An 18,023-nucleotide genomic window follows, 5' to 3' on the forward strand; every position below is an offset into this window, starting at 1 on the left:
TCTGATCCTCCGTTTCCTAACTATAGGGGCGGACCAATTCAAAGGGGGAGGATCACTTGCGTGCCGTGCCGCCATAGGCTTCGAAATAGCCACGCTCGCGATCAGTCAGCGCAAGGGGACGTCCGATCTGGCCGTTAAGCGAGGTCGGGAGCGGTGCTGTTTCGATAACTCTGGAGACATCGAGGGCTTTTCTGGGGGCGCTGGTGATGAGGATGGCTGCCAGAATGGCGAGGAATGAGATAGCGATCAGGGCTGGCTTTGACCGCTCCGCACCGGGCTGCGCAGGCAGGCGTGGGGTGGAGGCGCTGGGCAGTTGATGTTTGCTCTTGAAACAAAGCATTGGTGCCAGAAAGGCCAGCGTCGTGGCCAGTCCGATCACGTCGTGGAGTGGCCGGGCGAGCACATCGATGCCAAGGTCGGGACCGTGTACGATCCCAACAGCCAGCAGGCTGACACGGACAGCATTTCCAATGACCGCCAGTGCAAGCCCTGCAATGAGGTGCAAGCCCCCTTCATACGGGGTTCGGCACTGGGCCGCATTGAGTGCGACGATCGTTGCTGCAGCCAGCATGAGCCCGCTTGTTCCCGAGCACGGCAGGTCCACCAGAACGTCAAATCCTGAAACCTGCAAGCGCACCCCGCTACAGATCAGGTCCGGATAGAATGGCTTAAAAATGGAGCAGGCAAGGTTCGCCGACACTTCCTGAAGCGGATATCCAAGAACCCGTTGCGCAATCCGCTCAAACGGCAGGGAGAAAAGGAACAGGACGGAAAGCCAGAAGCCGGACAGAGGCCTTGGTCGTTCGCGCAGCCGCAACAGGATTGCAATTGCATAGACATCGACGGCAAGTGCAACGCCGCCGATGACATTGATTGCCGCGACTTGCCCCAGAAGGCGAAGGGTTGCTGCAAGGAACAACATCCAGAGGGCGGGAACAAGTGTGTTCGACCTGACGCAGACCGCCTGGCCACTTTTCACCGACCAGATCGCAAGAGCGGACAGAGCCGCGAGGTAGAGAAATCCGACGGATTGGTAGGACGGGTCGAGCCACGTGGCCACCAGCCAACGGACCGGCTCGATCGCGAGTATCAGCGAGGCTACGGCGAAACCTGCATAGGCAAGTCTGGCGCTATGGGCTGTTATCTGTCTGGTGATAGCTGTTGAGGTCATGCCGACAAGAGTGCCGACAATCCCGAGCAGTCCTTAGGGACGCTTTGTGCAATTATTGTGCAAGTGGAACGCGTTTGAGCTGCTCACCCGCCCCTATTTTCGTCCCGCAAATTGGGCCATCTGCGGCGATACGAAGCTCTGCTTGAAATAATCCATCAGCAGGGACATGGCCGGTGTGAACTCGGTTCCCTTGCGCCAGGCGAGGCCGACATTCATGGACGGGATTTCAATGTCCGTTGACAGGGTTTCGATCCGCTTTCCTTCAAGCGACCAGGGCCGATAGACCATGTCCGAGAGGATTGTGACGCCCTGCCCGTTGGCGACCATCGATCTGGTTGCTTCTACGGACGAGGTTCTCAGTTTGGTTCGGGGCAGGAAGTTGGTCTGGCTCCAGTATTTGATCGTCGTGTGGGCGGCCTCGTCGACCGTCAGCATGATGTAGTCTTCCTCGGCGATTTCCTCGAAGGTGGCGCGGTTCGCGCCGAGAAACCTGTGCCCATTCGGCACCCATAGGCGCCGCGACGATTTCAAGAGGGTTTCGCTTTCAAGATCGGGATTGGTCAGGTTCGAGGTCAGGACAACTGCAAGGTCGAAACGATTGGAAAACAACCCGTCCTCGATGCTCTCGCGGTTAAGCTCGCTGACGTCGATCTGGAGATTGGGGTGAAGGCGCGACAGTCGGTCCAGATGATAGGGCAGGAAATAGCCGATCACTGTGTAGGTCGCAGCCAGCGAGATCCTGCCGCCCTGATCCGACCGCCTGCGGGTGAGTTTGCGGGCTTCCTCCACCTTGTCGAGGATCTCTCTGGACGCCGCCAGAAACTCCCTGCCGGAATCCGTCAACTCCATCCCGGTCGATGAGCGCTGGAACAGATCTGCTCCCAGCGTCGTCTCAAGTTCCTTGATCGCGCTGGTGACGGAGGACTGGGAAATCGCCAGAAGGTTTGCTGCCCGGCTGACCTGCCCACTCTCCGCAGTTGCTACGAAATATTTCAGATGACGGAGATTCATGTATCGATTTTTCCCATACCGAGGAGGGTAATATTTGGAAAATGTCTACATTGGAAATTATCGCTACGTCAATTGATTAGCAAATTAGCCAAATCTCATGACTCTCAAAAGTCGACGGAAACCAGCTTGTATCTAAAAAACTGATAATGCTTCTGCAAAACAAAGAATTTCCAATCTGCATGCAGTTCTGTGAGGATTTGGACAGTCAGGTTGGAGAGTTAAAACATGCAGGACATCGTCGATCTCAATTGCGACATGGGAGAGGGCTTTGGTCACTGGACCCTTGGCGATGCTCCCGATGAAGAGATCATGGCGATCATCAGCTCGGCGAATATCGCAACCGGGTTTCATGCCGGTGACCCGAATTCCATGGACCGGGTGGTCAAGCTGGCCCAATCCTATGGCGTCGGTCTTGGGGCTCACCCCGGATATCGGGACCTGCAAGGCTTTGGCCGACGCTTCATTCGCACCTCGTCGGACGAGCTGATCAACGACATTGTCTATCAGGTAGGTGCGCTGCGCGAGTTTGGGCGCCGCCATGGCATTGCCCTCCAGCATATCAAGCCGCATGGCGCGCTCTACATGGAGGCGGCGGTCAACACGGAGCTTTCCGAGAAGCTGGTCGATACGCTGAGCCGCACCAGCGGGACGTCAATCCTGTTCTGCATGGGCATGTCCAAAACCTATCAGGCTGCGAAACAGGCCGGATATCCTGTTGCCCGCGAGTTCTATGCCGATCGGGACTATGACGAGACCGGCTCCATCATCTTCAAACGGCGGGTTGCCCGCCTGAAGCCGGAAGAGGTTGCAGCCAAGTGTGTGCGGGCCTGCAAGGAAGGGCTCGTCACCACCTCTGAAGGCAAGGACATCAAGATCGAATTCGAAACCATCTGCTTTCATTCCGATACGCCAGGAGCGCTGGACATCGGGAAAGCCATTCGAGCCGGGCTCGCAAGCGCAGGTATCACCGTTGCGCCAGCAGCCACCGTGCTCGGCCTTTGAGATTGAACGGGAGGAACCATGTCTCAAGTGCTCTCACCGCTTCCGGGAACCTTTTACAAGAAGCCGTCGCCGGATGCTGCGCCCTACAAGTCAAAGGGGGATCAGGTGGCTGTCGGAGATACCATTGGTCTCGTCGAGGTCATGAAAACCTTCATTGAGGTGAAGTCTGACGCAAGTGGAACCTTCCGCGAGTATCTTGCAGATGATTCCTGCCCCGTGATGGCCGGCCAGCCTATCGCCGGTCTGGAGTGAGGGAATGGCTATTCAACGCTTGTTCATAGCCAATCGCGGCGAAATAGCCGTCCGGATCATTCGGGCAGCTCGCGAGCTGGGCATCAGGACCATTCAGGCCTACTCTGAAGCCGATGCCGACATGCTGGCCGTTCGTCTTGCCGATGAAGCCGTCTGTATCGGACCGGCACCGGCAAGGGATTCCTATCTTGATGTCGGGAAGGTCGTTGCTGCGGCAAAGGCAGCCGGAGCAGATGGAGTGCATCCCGGATACGGGTTCTTGGCCGAGAGCTCGGCCTTTGCACGGGCCGTTCGTGATGCGGGAATGACCTTTGTTGGCCCCTCTGCCGTCACGATTGATCGGATGGGAGACAAGGTCGCTGCCCGGCAGGCTGCAGAAGCAGCGGGTGTTCCGGTGGTTCCCGGCTCCAAGGGGCGGGTCGAAACCGTGGACGAGGCGGTGGAGATCGCGGATCAGGTCGGTTATCCGATCATGATCAAGGCGTCTGCCGGCGGTGGCGGCCGGGGCATCAGGATCGCTGAAAACAGCGAAGACCTGCGCAAGCTTGCTCCCATGGCGCAGGCCGAGGCACTGGCGGCTTTCGGCGATGGCGGCTTTTATCTGGAGAGAGCCATATCTTCACCCCGCCATATCGAGGTTCAGATCGTCGGGGACGGTACGCGCGCGGTTCACTTCTATGAACGCGAATGCTCCCTGCAGCGCAGACGGCAGAAAGTGTGGGAAGAGGCAGGGGCCACCTGCCTTGATGAGGAAACGCGGCAGGATCTTTGCCGGTCTGCAGTCTCGCTTGCCGAAGCGGTGAATTATTGCGGCGCTGGAACGCTGGAATATCTCTACGACCCAACACGCAACGAATTCTACTTCATTGAAATGAATACGCGCATTCAGGTGGAGCATCCGGTCACGGAAATGGTGACAGGCTTTGATCTGGTGAAGGAAATGATCCTTGTCTGCGGGGGAGCGCCGCTGAGTGTCACCCAGGATCAGGTGGTGAAGTCTGGCCATGCGATCGAGGTTCGGTTGAATGCCGAAGACCCGTTCATGCAGTTCCTCCCGTTCCCGGGAAAGGTCGGAAAGTTGTCTCTGCCTGAAGGAGAGGGCATCCGGTTCGACCACTTCATGTACGAAGGCTATCAGATCCCGCCCTTCTATGACTCGCTTGTCGGCAAGCTGATTGTCCATGGCAAGGATCGTGCGGACGCAATTGCCCGGATATCCGCAGCGCTGGAAGACCTCGAAATCGAAGGGTTGAAGACGACAGCGCCGCTGCACAAGGCTCTGGCGAAGGACAGGGACGTCGCATCCGATGCGTTTCACACCCAGTGGCTGGAGCCGTGGCTGGAAGCCGGAAACCTGACGCGCGCGCAGACCGGAGGATGAACATGAAAACCAGATACACATTCGGCGGGGACGAGCATGTCTATGTCGAGATCGACGATGAAATGTCCCTCGATGCGTTTTTCAAGTCCCTGTCCATGAGCAACGCCGTCCGGGCCGCGAATATCGACGGTGTCACGGAAATATGTCCGGCAAACGCCTCGTTTCAGGTGCGCTTCAACCCGGATATCATCGCACCGGATGACATGATGGCCCGGTTGAAGGGGTTCGAAAAGGAAGCTGCAAAGGCAGAAAAGCGCCTCACCACGCGGATCATCGAAATCCCGGTCTATTATCAGGATCCTTGGACTCACGAGACCCTCATGCGGTTCCGGGAACGCCATCAGGATCCGGACGGCACCGATCTGGAATATGCAGCGCGCATCAACGGCTATTCCTCGGTCGAGGACTTTATCACCGCCCATCATTCGCAGCCCTGGTTCGTGTCCATGGTCGGGTTCGTTGCCGGACTGCCGTTTCTCTACCAGCTGGTGGAGCGCGACAGACAGCTTCAGGTGCCCAAATACCTTCGGCCACGCACGGATACACCAAAGCTCACCGTTGGCTATGGCGGATGCTTTTCGTGCATCTACTCGGTACGAGGTGCCGGTGGCTACCAGATGTTCGGCATCACGCCGATGCCGATCTACGACCCCGAGAAGCGCGTCAGTTACCTGAAGGACTTCATGGTGTTCTTCAAGCCGGGGGACATTGTGAAATGGAAGCCCATCGACAGGGCTGAATATGACGCGATCATCGCCGCGGTCGCGGAGGGAACCTACATGCCGAGAATTGCCGAGGTCGAATTCGATCTCGATGAGTTCAACGCCGATATGCGCGGCACGAATGCAAAGATGCTGGAGGCCCTCAATGACGCTTAAGATCCTGAATCCGGGCCTTTCCACGTCAATCCAGGACCTTGGCCGACCGGGTTATTTCCATCTTGGAATTCCCATGGGCGGGGCAATGGACCGGTTCGCGCTGCGGGCCGCCAATCTGCTGGTTGGAAATCCGGAAGACGCCGCCTGTCTGGAAGCCGTCTTCATGGGGCCGCATATCGAGTTTCAGAGCGCTGCCACAGTTGCCGTGACCGGTGCGGACCTGCCGATCAAGGTGGATGACGAGCCAAGAGAACCCTGGACGTCGTTCGAGGTGAACGCCGGGCAGGTTCTGAGCTTCGGTTTTCTTGCCTCCGGGGCGCGGGCCTATATCGCTGTCAGCGGCGGAATTACAACGCCTGAAGCCCTCGGAAGTCGCTCGACCTATCCGATCGGCGCTCTTGGGGGCGTCAACGGAAGGCCTATTCAGACATCGGATGAACTCCCCACGGGAGGGTCATCCGGCCCCGGAGCCGGACGTTCGGTCCCGCGGGAGCTTCGGCGCATGCCGGGCAACCCGGCTGAACTCCGCGTCCTCCCAGGACTTTATTGGCACAGGTTGACCGAAGAGTCCGGCGCCGGGTTTTTTGATGATGAATGGAAGGTGGCTCCCGAAGCCGACCGCATGGGCTACCGCTTCAAGGGGGGCAAGCCGCTCAAGTTCGTGGAACGCGAGCAGCCCTTCGGGGCCGGTGCGGATCCGTCCAACATCGTAGACGGCTGCTACTCCTACGGGTCCATACAGGTTCCGGGCGGTACAGAGCCAATTGTCCTGCACAGGGATGCGGTCTCGGGCGGAGGGTACTTCACCCTCGGCGCGATTATCTCTGCCGATATGGACCTGATCGGTCAGCTTCAACCCCACACTGCGGTCAGGTTTGTGCGAGTCGATATGCAGGAGGCTCTGGCCGCCCGGAGCCACCGGAGGAACATGCTTCAACGAATAAGAGAAGAGCTCCACTGAGAGCCGGCACATAACCCCTGACATTGCGGGAAACCGCACCAGAAATCCTGAACTGACTGGGAGGTCGGAACGATGAAACTCGCCCTGAAAACTACGTCCATGCTTGCATTGGCTGCGATGATGCCACTGTCTTCTGCATTGGCCGATGCCTGGTATCCCTATGATGCCGAAGAGGTCACACCTGCTTTCTCTGCGGACGGTACCGTTAGCCCGGTCGTCTACACACCGCTTGAAAAGGCCGGGAAGGCCTGGAACATCTGCGTGTCCTTTCCCCACATGAAGGATGCCTATTGGCTGGGTGTCGACTATGGCGTTGCCGATGAGGCCACGCGTCTTGGCGTCAACATGAACCTTGTTGAAGCGGGCGGATACACCGAGCTGAACAAGCAGATCAGTCAGATCGAGGATTGTGTTGCCAGCGGCGCGGATGCCGTTGTGGTCGGGGCCATTTCCTTTGACGGTCTGAATAACGTGATCGGCGAGATTGCTGGCAAGGGCATCCCGGTCATCGATGTGATCAACGGCGTCTCCTCACCGGACATTGCGGCCAAATCCCTCGTGTCCTTCAAGACCATGGGTTACGAAACCGGCGCCTATCTTGCCGCCAAGCATCCGGCAGGATCGGAGGAAGTTCTGGTCGGCTGGTTCCCCGGACCGGCGGGGGCCGGATGGGTGGAAGCTGCACATGCAGGCTTCATGGAGGCTGTTGCCGGATCAGCGGTCAAGGTGCTGGAGCCCCGCTTTGGCGACACCGGCAAGGAAACCCAGCTGAAACTGGTGGAAGACGTGCTTCAGGCCAATCCGGACGTTCGCTATCTCGCCGGAACCGCGGTGACTGCGGAAGCCGCCCAGGGCCTCATCCGCGAACGGGGGCTGAAGGGCAAGGTCGATCTTCTGGCCTTTTACATGACGCCGGGCGTCTATACCGGCATCCAGCGCGGCCTCATTCTCGCGGCGCCTGCAGACAGCATGGTCATTCAGGGGCGCATTGCCATTGATCAGGCTGTCCGCATTCTGGAAGGCAAGGACTACACTAAGCATGTCGGTCCGAAGATCTTCGTGGTTGACCCGCAGAACATCGAAACGGTTGCCCGCGAGAATATCCTGCCTCCGCAGGGGTATTCGGCTGTTTTCAACGTCTCCAACTAACCCTCCAGGAAACTGCGGGCCGATTGCCTTGCCCTTCGGCCCGCTTTTTTTCGAAAAACAAGGCAGATGACCCAACCCAGCCTCATATCGACCAAGCACCTGACCAAGCACTATCCCGGTGTGAAGGCCCTCGACGGTGTGGATTTTGACCTGCATCCGGGTGAAGTCCATGTGCTGTTCGGGGAAAACGGCGCGGGCAAGTCGACCCTCATCTCCATGCTTGCAGGTGCCAATGCGCCCACGGATGGAAAGATTGTTCTCGATGGCGAGGAGATCGCGTTTGAAAGCGTGGCCGATGCCCAGAAGAAGGGCGTTTATACCGTCTTTCAGGAGTTCTCGCTGATCCCGACCTTGTCCGTCGCGCAGAACATCTTTCTTGGATGGGAGCCGCTTGTCGGCCCATTCATTGATCGCAGAACCATGAGGGCACGATCTCGCGAGATGCTGGCCGAATTGGGCTTCGACATCGACCCGACGGAGATCGTTGCCCGGTTATCGAGGGCCCAGCAGCAGATGGTGGAGATCACCAAGGCCTTCCACGGTGATCTGAAGGTGCTCATTCTGGATGAACCGACCGCATCGCTGACCGACAGGGAAGTCGATCACCTGTTTGACTTCGTGGGCCGCTTGAAGGCGGAAGGCGTGGGCATCATCTACATCTCCCATCGCATTCAGGAATTTGCCCGGATCGCCGACCGGGTAACCGTTTTGCGCGACGGCGCAAAAATCGGCACCGTTGCCATGGACCAGACCTCGGAAGATCGTCTTGTGGAGATGATGACCGGTCGCGCCATTGACGAGATTTACCCGGCCATCCGGCATCAGCCGGGCGAAACGCTTCTCAAGGTTCGAAACCTCAAAGGGATCGGTGTTCGAGATGCGAGCTTTACCGTGCGTGCGGGGGAAGTTCTCGGCGTTGCCGGCCTCGTTGGCTCGGGAAAATCCCGGCTGTTTCGAACCGTCATGGGGCTCGGGACCCGTCTTGAGGGAACCGTTGAATATCGCTCGCGCAGCATAGCGGACTGGCCGACGCGCGATATCATTCAGGCGGGCGTCTACTATCTGTCTCCGGACAGAAAGGCGGAAGGGCTCGATCTTGCCAAGAGCTCCCGCGAAAACCTTGCCGTCAACCTTGTGATGGGCGGTGAGGGCGGGGGGCAGTCCTTCTTTGTCAAGTGGGATGAGGTCAACGCGAAGGCGTCCGCGATCTCGGACAAGGTGGAACTGCATCCGTCCTACCGACAAAAACCGGTGGCCCAGCTTTCCGGAGGCAATCAGCAAAAGGTTCTTTTCGGCAAGTGCTTCGGACAGAAGGCGGAACTCTTCATCTTCGACGAGCCGACTGTTGGCGTGGACATGGGAACCCGGTCCGCCCTTTATCGCCTCATTCAGGAGCTGGCTGAAGCGGGCAAGGCTGTTGTCGTCATATCGTCCGATCTTCCGGAAGTCCTCAATCTCGCGCACCGCATGATCGTTTTGGCTCATGGCCATATCGCTGGTGAACTTGCCGGTGCCGACATGACGGAAGATCAGGTTCTCAAACTATTCTTCGATGAAAGTGGAGTGGAAAAATGACCGCTCAGTCCCTAACGGCTGCACCTGTTCTTTCCGTGCGGCGCCTGTTCGTGAAGCTCGGTGTGCTGCCGTTCTTTCTCCTTGCCGCGCTGGTTCTCTTCTCGCTGCTTTCGCCCAAGTTTCTGACCGGGCAAAATCTGGTCAACGTTGCGCGGCAGTCGGTCTATCTGGTGCTGGTTTCCATGGGCCAGATGCTGGTTCTGGTCTCTGGCGGGTTCGATCTCTCTGTTGGAACCTCGATCGCGTTGACCTCCGTGGTGTCGGCCCTCGGTATGGTCTGGTTTGCGGGGCTGTTTCCCGATGCGATCTGGATTGCCATCCTGTTTGGCGCACTTATGGGCTTTGGTGTTGCGCTCATGGTCGGGCTGGTGAACGGCGTCGGCATCGCCTATTTCGATGTTTCACCATTCATCATGACGCTGGGCGTTTCCTCCGTTGGCGCTGGGCTTGCCCTGTTCCTGACAGGCGGGGTGCCGGTCTCCGATCTGCCGTTTGAATTCGGTGATACATTCGGGTTCGGCAGGGTTTTCGGCATACCCGTACCGGTTCTGGTTGCCATCGTCATCATTGCCGTGATGTGGCTCCTGATGGCCCGAACACGCCTTGGAACCCAGATTTATGCGGTCGGGGGCAACATCAAGGCCGCGCATCTCTCTGCGATCAACACCCGGAAAGCGCTGCTGTTTGCCTATGTGATCTGCGCCCTGATTGCCTCGCTGACCGGTCTGTTGTTGACCGCGCGCGTTGAATCCGGCGAGGCCAATCTGGGCGGCACGATCGCGCTGGAATCCATTGCAGCTTGCGTGATCGCCGGCGTTTCCCTTCGTGGGGGGATAGGACGGGTGGAGAATGTTGTCCTCGGCGCATTCTTCATAGTGCTGGTCCAAAACGGCATGAACCTGGCTCAAGTCAGCTCCTACATGCAAATGGTGTTGCTGGGCGCATTGCTCATCCTTGCGGTCATCTTTGACCAGCTGCGCTACCGGATGCTCATGAGCGGTAGCTGATCCTGAACGCAAACGGGCGAAGTCGGCCTTTGCCCGCATCAAGTCTCTCCTGAAAAATGGGAATACAGTCATGTTGAACGCGGACATCAGTCGCCGCCGCGATCACGCGATCGCGCGCGGAGTTGGAGTGCAGACACAGGTTTATGCGGCTCGGGCTGCTAATGCCGAGGTCTGGGACGTTGAGGGCAGGCGCTATATCGACTTTGCCGCAGGCATAGCCGTCGTGAATACGGGGCATTGTCACCCGAAGGTAATGGCAGCGGTCGAGCACCAGATGAAGGCCTTTACCCACACCTGCCACCAGGTTCTGCCCTATGAAAACTACATCCGTCTCGCGGAAAGGCTGAACGCGGCGACGCCGGGAAGCTTTGCCAAGAAGACGGTCTTTGTCACCACCGGCGCGGAAGCGAATGAAAACGCGATCAAGGTGGCCCGTGCATTTACCGGTCGTTCTGCAGTGATTGCCTTTGGTGGCGGATTCCACGGCCGGACCTTCATGGGCATGAGCATGACCGGCAAGGTTGCGCCCTACAAAAAGGACTTCGGCGCCATGATGCCGGATGTCTACCATGTGCCTTTCCCTGTCGAATTCCATGGTGGGTCAAGCGACGCTTCGCTTGACGCTTTGAGCCGGCTTTTCAAGTCTGACCTCGATCCGGAACGGGTGGCGGCGATCATTTTCGAGCCTGTGCAGGGGGAGGGAGGGTTCTACTCCGCACCGACCGATTTTGTGAAAGAACTCCGCGCCTTGTGCGACCGGTACGGGATCGTGCTGATCGCCGATGAAATCCAGACCGGATTTGCCCGGACAGGGCATCTCTTTGCGATGGAGGCCATGGGCGTTTCAGCCGACATCACGACCATGGCGAAGGGCCTTGCGGGCGGATTGCCGCTGGCGGCGCTGACCGGCAGGGCGGATATCATGGATGCAGCCAATCCCGGTGGCCTTGGGGGAACCTATGGCGGGCCGCCGCTTGGCATTGCTGCTGCCCATGCGGTGCTGGATGTGATCGAGGAAGAAGACCTCTGCAACAGGGCAAACCAGTTGGGTTCACGGCTGAAACAGAAGCTGGAGGAATTGCGCGAAACCACATCGGAACTGGTGGATGTCCGCGGTCCCGGTTTCATGGTGGCGGCTGAGTTCAATGTTGCAGGCACTTCAGAGCCATCTCCGGACTTTACCAACCGGGTCCGTGCCGAAGCCCTCAAACGCGGGCTGGTGTTGCTGACGTGCGGTGTTTTTGGAAACGTCATCCGTTTCCTCGCGCCGATCACCATCGAAGACACCGTGTTCGCCGAGGCAATGGAGATCCTCGACGTTTCGATTGCGACTGCACGGGAGGGGGGCAATGCTTGATCTCAAATGCCCCGACCTCCTGCGAAGCGGGGCCTATCTGAATGGAAGCTGGGTTGAGGCGTCACAGGCGTTTGACGTTTACAATCCGGCGACCGGCCAGAAAATTGCGAGTGTTTCCGACCTTTGTGTTGAGGATGTGCGCATCGCGATCAATGCAGCACACCGGGCCCAGCCCATGTGGGCAGCCAAAACCGGCAAGGAACGGGCAATCCTGCTGCGCCGTTGGCACGACTTGATGGTTGAACATGCAGACGACCTCGCCCAGATCCTGACCGCCGAAATGGGCAAACCGCTGACGGAAGCCTGGGGAGAGATCCTCTATGGCGCATCTTTCATCGAATGGTTCGCGGAAGAGGCCAAGCGGATTTACGGTGATGTCATTCCCGGTCATCAGGCTGACAAGAGGATCGTCGTGATCCGGCAGCCTGTCGGCGTGGTCGGATCGATTACGCCCTGGAACTTTCCAAATGCGATGATTGCTCGCAAGGTTGCTCCGGCGCTTGCTGTCGGCTGTACCTTTGTTGCCCGTCCGTCTGAACTCACACCACTTTCCGCGTTGGCCATGGCTGAACTGGCCCATCGCGCGGGGATACCTGCCGGTGTCTTCAATGTTGTGCCAAGTACAGCTGCTGCAGAAGTTGGCCGCGAGTTCTGCGAAAACGAAAAAATCGCGAAAATCACCTTCACCGGCTCGACCCGTGTCGGCAAGATCCTGATGCAGCAGTGTGCGTTCCAGATCAAGAAAGTGTCGCTGGAACTGGGTGGCAATGCGCCGTTCATCGTCTTTGATGACGCGGATGTAGATGCTGCCGTGGAAGGGGCACTGATCGCAAAATTCAGAAATGCGGGACAGACCTGTGTCTGCGCCAACCGGATCTACGCGCAGGCGGGAATTCACGATGAGTTTGTTCGAAAGCTCTCGGATCGTGTTGGCGAATTCACGGTTGGGGACGGGTTTCAGGATGTCACGTCCATCGGTCCTTTGATCAATAAGGCAGCGTTTCGAAAGGTCGAGGCCCATGTGTCGGATGCCGTTGCCAAGGGTGCGACTGTTGAAGCAGGTGGCAAGCCGCATCCGCTCGGCGGGCAGTTCTTTGAACCAACGGTCATCACCGGCATGACAGTGGATATGCTGGCCTCCCGGGAGGAGACTTTCGGCCCTGTCGCGCCGGTCTTTAAGTTCAAGTCGGATGACGAGGCTGTGTCATTGGCAAATGACAGTGAATTTGGGTTGGCAGCCTATTTCTACACCCGCGATCTCAATCGCGCCTGGCGGATGGCTGAGCGCCTGCAGGCTGGAATGGTCGGCATCAATACCGGATTGATTTCGACGGAAGTTGCTCCCTTTGGCGGGATCAAGCAATCCGGCCTTGGGCGTGAGGGATCGAAATATGGGACGGATGATTACACCGAGCTCAAATACCTTTGTTTTGGGGGTATTTCGTAGTCTGTTGCCATTGCGTTTCGGAGTCCGGCGCAAAGATGCGTTTGGCCACCTTGCATTAAAGACATGGCAAAACGCTTACTTTCATTCGCTCCGGTCTTACGGCCAAGCAATGGCAGCTTTCCTCGTACCCACATGGGCGGCGTGAGGATCTGGTGGTGATCCTTTCATCGGCGGGCGAACAGTCCTAGAGCACGTCTCCCATTCACTGAATCACTCGACGTGCTCTAAATATTTGATTTGGCGCATTTCCTGACGGCGAACCGGTATCCACTTCGCTTGGAAATGCTCTAGTCTGGCGGAAAGGCAGAATCGCCAGAAAGAGGCAGTTTGAATGGACGAGTTACGGGGTTGGTCGGTCGGGCTGATGACCGGGACAGTGCTGGATGGAAATATCGACATCGCCATGATCCGGACGGATGGTGAGCGGATCGAGGAATTCGGCCCCTATGAACTTGTGCCTTACGAGACAGATCTGCGCCCCTTGCTGCGCGAGACCATGGAAGTTGCCCGTGCCTGGAATTTTGATGGGGCCGAACCAGCCCTCTCTCGGCAAGCGGAAGAGCTTTTGACACGCCAACAGGCAAACGCTGTCTCGACCTTTTTAGAAAAGCACGGGTTTGCGCCAAGGGATGTGGTTGCCATCGGCTTCCACGGACAAACGGTTTTGCACCGCGGCGTTCAACCGGGCCAAACGGGGGCAACCCGGCAACTTGGCGATGGCGCGTTGATGGCGAAGATGACCGGCGTTGATGTCATCTATGATTTTCGCTCTGCCGATGTGGCGGCAGGCGGCAACGGAGCTCCGCTTGCGCCTGTCTATCATCGGGCCATGCTGGATCGCATCGGCGGCTCGCAGGATACGGCCATTCTGAACCTCGGCGGGGTTGGCAACCTGACCTGGTGCGGGTCTGAAAAGATGGCCGCATTCGACACCGGACCCGCCAATGCCCCGGTCAATGACTGGGTTCGCAAGCACCTTTCCCTTGATATGGACAAGGATGGGGCCATTGCGGCAGCCGGAACCGTGGATGAGGCGCGGTTGGCCCGGCTCCTTGAAAATCCTTACCTTGCCCGCCCTTATCCAAAGTCTCTGGACCGGTTTGACTTTGCCATGTCCATGGCAGACGGGCTCGGTGTTGAAGACGGTGCAGCAACGTTGACGGCCTTTTCCGCAGGCTGTGTTGCCAAAGGCCTTGATCTTCTTGATCGTCGTCCAGATCGCCTTGTGGTCTGTGGCGGGGGGCGGCGAAACCCGGTTCTCATGCGGGAAATAGCAGGCCGTGCCAAGGTCGACGTGGTTTCGGCAGAAGATGTCGGTCTGCGCGGAGATGCTGTTGAGGCAGAGTGCTTTGCCTATCTCGCGCTCCGTTCGCTGCGCGGTCTACCCTTCAGTTTTCCCGAAACGACTGGCGTTCCTGAGCCGCTCACAGGTGGCCGACACGCACCGCGTAACGTTTGAGGACGAGTAAAGCTGTTCGTCCGGTCAGCTTGAGCGCCAGAACCTCGGAATTGTCTGCGTGTCCAGCCAGAACCGGCGTGCTGATGGCCATTGGCTGGCACAGGTTGCTTCATGCCAACCTATGACGAACCCGATGGCCGCCGCACACTGGTGTGCCTCCTTAGGAGAAACGTCCTTGAGATGAAGAAGCTTTTCCGCCATCGCGACGTCGTTCAGGTAGCCAAATATATCCTGCAGCCTTTGCATGCGCTTCAGGAACGGTTTTACGGACTGTTTGGGAAACAGCGGGCCGAAAAACTCGGTTCCATACCGCATTTTTTTCAAGGCCTTGCGCATTTCGTGACGCTCGGGAACGGTCAGCTCATCCAGTCGGGCACCAAACCGCGACACCCTCTTCCATTGCTTGTCGAGTGCCATCGAGGCGAGAATTTCGACCGGCTGGGAAAGGATCGCCTTCTGGCCCTTGTCGGATGGATCTCTCCAGCCTCGGCTTTCGATGAAGTCGGCAAGATTGAAGAGAAAGTCATTCACCGCGGATTGTGAAAGCTCCGTCCGCAGCGCCACACGTTTGGTGCTGGCCCGAGCGGCAAGCAGGGTCGCCAGTGGCTCAAGGGCGATGGCCTTGGGGGTGACCCCTTGCAGAGATGAAACGATGTCAAGGCAAAGGACATCATGATCACGGACCTCGCCACCTATCTGCGCAAGGTTTCTGGCCGTCACATCAAGCGCATGGCAAGAGCCCTGTGCAAGCGCCGGTTTGAACAGGCTGAAGGCGCTGCGCAGCTTGCGCAGGGCAATACGCAACCGGTGAGGCCCTTCAGGATCATCGCTGTGCAGGATGGACACTCTGGCCAGCGCAATCTGCTCAAGGCAAGACCGCAGGATGATCTGGAAGGCGCGTTCCGTCGTGTCCCTGGCGTCGATTGAAACCTTTTGGGGTTTCAGCGCCTTCTTCTTTCCCTTGCCTTTTCCGGCCAAAAGCCGGTAGCCGCGTCCCGCCTTGTTGCTGGGGGAAAAACGAAACGGAACGGACTTGACCGTTGTGCGGGCAGCTTTGAGAAGCGCCGGGATCGAGCCCGCTTTCAGTTCGAATTCGACTTCACAGAGGGGGGCCGTTTTCTCTCCAGCCTTGACGTGGCCCGTGTCGAGGGCAACTTCGATCCGGCTGTTGTCCTCCGGGTCCTTCAAGTCCCAAATCAGGCGGGAAATGACGGTTTCAAAGCGGGGCCCGAGGACCTTGTCGCCGATGGCTGCGGCCAGTACCCGACTTGCGCGGGTGTCATTGATTGCTTTCAGGTCAAGACGATCATCTGAAACCGGTTTTTCGATTTCGATGGGCGAGGACAACCCGCCAGATACTCCCGTACCGATCTTCAGGGTTTGCACCCATTTTGTGCCCAGATTGCGCAGGCGCAGGGAAATACCCGCCTTCTTCAGGTCGTCCTCGGGCGTGTCGAAGTAGATGGAGCGGAGTTTGACCTCCTGGACGGCCTCACAGGAATAGCCCTCCGGCGGGCCTGCCTCCCGAAGGACCGTCAGATCTGTTTCGCCGAGTTCGAGCTTCAGCTCGATTTCCCGTGGTGATTTGCTCATGTGGCAATTCCTACCCAAGTCACGAGTGTACGTCCACTCACCTTGAGCCCCTCTTCAACGATGAAACTACTGGTTTTGGATGGCCTGACGGAAGCTTCGGCATCCTCGCAGGTGTCCCGGTCAATTCGGCTGGGGGGCTGCCATGCCTTCATTGGTGGATTTTTTCCCGCCTCGGCATTTCGCCGCTTGCACCTTTTCAATCCGCCATGATATGCAGCCGGTCGGTGTCAGTTGCCCCTCTGGCGGAACTGGTAGACGCGCGGGATTCAAAAGCTGGTCCAGATAGTACCACTTAACATTCTATCTGGAATATCCGCGAGGTCTACCAATGAGTTACAAGACATGCATTGTGTGTTTTCCCTTCGCTATGGTGGCTGTTTCTTGGCTCATCGCCTTCTTCCACGCCACTCCTGATGACACCCATCAAGTCCAGACTTCAGACAATCCCTTCAGCCAGGTGAAGAAGCTCCGTGCTGCCCGCATGATGCACTTCCGTAAGGACGGTTTTTGGTATCGACGTAAGGCCGTGACGCACGAAGGCGCGGAGATGACCTTCAAGGTGGAGGAGCGCGTGTGATGGCTACCGGCGTGAGGCTTCTACGAGAACTTCAGCGACTAGATGCTCATTATTACAGGGTCGCGCGTACTGGATATGACCCAACGACAGGAGAAAGGGGAGCTATCTTGCAAAGGTGGGCTGCCCGGAGATCACGACAGACCCGTGAGGCACTTTTCCTCTTCCTCTCACTTGATGCGGACTCTACCACTTGACACATCATGCAATGCCGAAAGACTCCATCTACCTGCATGACAGGTGGGAGGATCAGGTGGCCCTTGAGCGGGAAATGCTCGAAGCTGGCCGCGTCAGGATGCAATCGAAGATCAACAAGGCGCGGACCAAAAGGGATATGTCCCGGCTGCGGCCTTACAGGTCCCTCCTGAAGGAGTTCGTGGAACCTGTCTCTAAGAACCTCGAAGAATGGCTTGAGAAGGCGGCGAAAAGGAGAGGCGTAAAGCCAGTCGCTCTGTCCAGACTGCAAGAGATCCCGACTGATGTGTCCGCAATGCTGGCTGTGAAGGCTGTCTTGCGGATGCTTGGCATTGAGAAGCGACTGGTGATGGGCATCGCTGCGGAGATCGGCGCGGCCATTGAACACGAGGCTCGCTGCAAGGCTTGGCAGGAAGCAGACCCTGACAGTTGGGATACCCTTTCGGCGCATTACTCCAAGCGGAAGTCCGACAGCACTCACCAGAGACGGTCACGGATCGCAATCTTCAACAAGCACGTCAAAGACACCATCCAGTATGAGCCTTGGACTGATGAGGAGAGGCGCAGGGTCGGACTCCAGATGATCGACTGTGTGGTCCAAGGCACGGGACGGTTTAAGGTCATTGCTGACAGATCGGCCATGACGTCTGCAAGTGTCCGTAAGGGTGCCAAGCAGAAGTGGCCCATGGTCCTCCACCCAGACGAGGGGCTTATGGACTGGCTATCGTCCGCGATGGATGACGAGCTGGTCTTCTGGCCGGTCTACATGCCTACCATTATTCCTCCGAAGCCGTGGGAAGGCCCAAAGGACGGTGGATACTGGACGCCATTCGTCAGGTCGCCCTTTTTGATACGCTTCAGGGCATCTCACGAGACGCAGAGGCAGAGGGCCATTGACGAGTACATGGCGATAGACATGCCTGATGTCTACGAGGCGCTCAACTACGTGCAGGAGACTGTTGATTTTCACTGAGAACTGACCCGGTGGCCCCATAAATTGTCACTGAGAAC

At 57.9% G+C, this 18,023-nt stretch carries 16 protein-coding genes; 13 read left to right on the forward strand and 3 right to left on the reverse strand.

From position 1 onward, the window contains the following. Positions 1-52: 52 nt before the first annotated feature. Together xrtT and F0155_RS21925 are read right to left on the reverse strand one after the other, a co-directional pair. Complete coding sequence (xrtT, locus tag F0155_RS21920; RefSeq protein WP_208999413.1) at positions 53-1,171, reverse strand: exosortase T; 1,119 nt, start codon at positions 1,169-1,171, stop codon at positions 53-55. A 93-nt stretch (positions 1,172-1,264) separates the two neighbouring features. Then, positions 1,265-2,182, reverse strand: coding sequence for a LysR family transcriptional regulator (locus tag F0155_RS21925; protein WP_150526708.1), 918 nt, complete (start codon positions 2,180-2,182; stop codon positions 1,265-1,267). A 225-nt stretch (positions 2,183-2,407) separates the two neighbouring features. On the opposite strand from F0155_RS21925, the gene F0155_RS21930 reads away from it, so the two are divergent. The 11 genes from F0155_RS21930 to F0155_RS21980 all read left to right on the forward strand — a co-directional run bounded on the left by F0155_RS21930 (position 2,408) and on the right by F0155_RS21980 (position 14,650). Continuing rightward, on the forward strand, positions 2,408-3,184 hold the full coding sequence (locus F0155_RS21930) for a 5-oxoprolinase subunit PxpA (RefSeq protein WP_150526709.1): 777 nt from the start codon (positions 2,408-2,410) through the stop codon (positions 3,182-3,184). A gap of 18 nt (positions 3,185-3,202) precedes the next feature. After that, positions 3,203-3,436 (forward strand): acetyl-CoA carboxylase, encoded by a 234-nt coding sequence (locus F0155_RS21935; protein ID WP_150526710.1) that lies wholly within the window; start codon positions 3,203-3,205, stop codon positions 3,434-3,436. Between the two features lie 4 nt (positions 3,437-3,440). Then, positions 3,441-4,817 (forward strand): acetyl-CoA carboxylase biotin carboxylase subunit, encoded by a 1,377-nt coding sequence (locus tag F0155_RS21940; RefSeq protein ID WP_150526711.1) that lies wholly within the window; start codon positions 3,441-3,443, stop codon positions 4,815-4,817. Positions 4,818-4,819: 2 nt separating this feature from the next. After that, the gene (locus tag F0155_RS21945) at positions 4,820-5,695 is read left to right on the forward strand and encodes a 5-oxoprolinase subunit B family protein (RefSeq protein ID WP_150526712.1); all 876 of its coding nucleotides are present in this window, start codon (positions 4,820-4,822) and stop codon (positions 5,693-5,695) included. Further along, on the forward strand, positions 5,685-6,656 hold the full coding sequence (locus F0155_RS21950; RefSeq protein WP_150526713.1) for a 5-oxoprolinase subunit C family protein: 972 nt from the start codon (positions 5,685-5,687) through the stop codon (positions 6,654-6,656). Before F0155_RS21945 ends, F0155_RS21950 begins: the two co-directional genes overlap by 11 nt. A gap of 99 nt (positions 6,657-6,755) precedes the next feature. After that, entirely contained in the window at positions 6,756-7,805 is a 1,050-nt protein-coding gene (gene torT, locus F0155_RS21955; RefSeq protein ID WP_425299993.1) for a TMAO reductase system periplasmic protein TorT, read from the forward strand. A gap of 66 nt (positions 7,806-7,871) precedes the next feature. Beyond that, a complete protein-coding gene (locus F0155_RS21960; RefSeq protein WP_150526715.1) occupies positions 7,872-9,380 on the forward strand; it encodes a sugar ABC transporter ATP-binding protein in 1,509 nt (502 codons plus the stop codon). Then, a complete protein-coding gene (locus F0155_RS21965) occupies positions 9,377-10,387 on the forward strand; it encodes an ABC transporter permease (protein ID WP_150526716.1) in 1,011 nt (336 codons plus the stop codon). Before F0155_RS21960 ends, F0155_RS21965 begins: the two co-directional genes overlap by 4 nt. A gap of 70 nt (positions 10,388-10,457) precedes the next feature. Next, positions 10,458-11,744, forward strand: coding sequence for a 4-aminobutyrate--2-oxoglutarate transaminase (locus F0155_RS21970; RefSeq protein ID WP_150526717.1), 1,287 nt, complete (start codon positions 10,458-10,460; stop codon positions 11,742-11,744). After that, on the forward strand, positions 11,737-13,191 hold the full coding sequence (locus tag F0155_RS21975; protein ID WP_150526718.1) for an NAD-dependent succinate-semialdehyde dehydrogenase: 1,455 nt from the start codon (positions 11,737-11,739) through the stop codon (positions 13,189-13,191). Before F0155_RS21970 ends, F0155_RS21975 begins: the two co-directional genes overlap by 8 nt. 331 nt (positions 13,192-13,522) lie before the next feature. Further along, on the forward strand, positions 13,523-14,650 hold the full coding sequence (locus F0155_RS21980; RefSeq protein ID WP_150526719.1) for an anhydro-N-acetylmuramic acid kinase: 1,128 nt from the start codon (positions 13,523-13,525) through the stop codon (positions 14,648-14,650). A 24-nt stretch (positions 14,651-14,674) separates the two neighbouring features. Here F0155_RS21980 and F0155_RS21985 read toward each other — a convergent pair whose 3' ends face one another. After that, positions 14,675-16,243 (reverse strand): CYTH and CHAD domain-containing protein, encoded by a 1,569-nt coding sequence (locus tag F0155_RS21985; protein WP_150526720.1) that lies wholly within the window; start codon positions 16,241-16,243, stop codon positions 14,675-14,677. A gap of 328 nt (positions 16,244-16,571) precedes the next feature. Here F0155_RS21985 and F0155_RS21990 point away from each other — a divergent pair, with 328 nt between their 5' ends. After that, entirely contained in the window at positions 16,572-16,820 is a 249-nt protein-coding gene (locus F0155_RS21990) for a hypothetical protein (protein ID WP_150526721.1), read from the forward strand. Between the two features lie 190 nt (positions 16,821-17,010). Further along, on the forward strand, positions 17,011-17,985 hold the full coding sequence (locus tag F0155_RS21995) for a hypothetical protein (RefSeq protein ID WP_150526722.1): 975 nt from the start codon (positions 17,011-17,013) through the stop codon (positions 17,983-17,985). Positions 17,986-18,023: the final 38 nt, after the last annotated feature.

Source organism: Roseibium sediminis, assembly GCF_008711325.1.
GTDB lineage: Bacteria > Pseudomonadota > Alphaproteobacteria > Rhizobiales > Stappiaceae > Roseibium > Roseibium sediminis.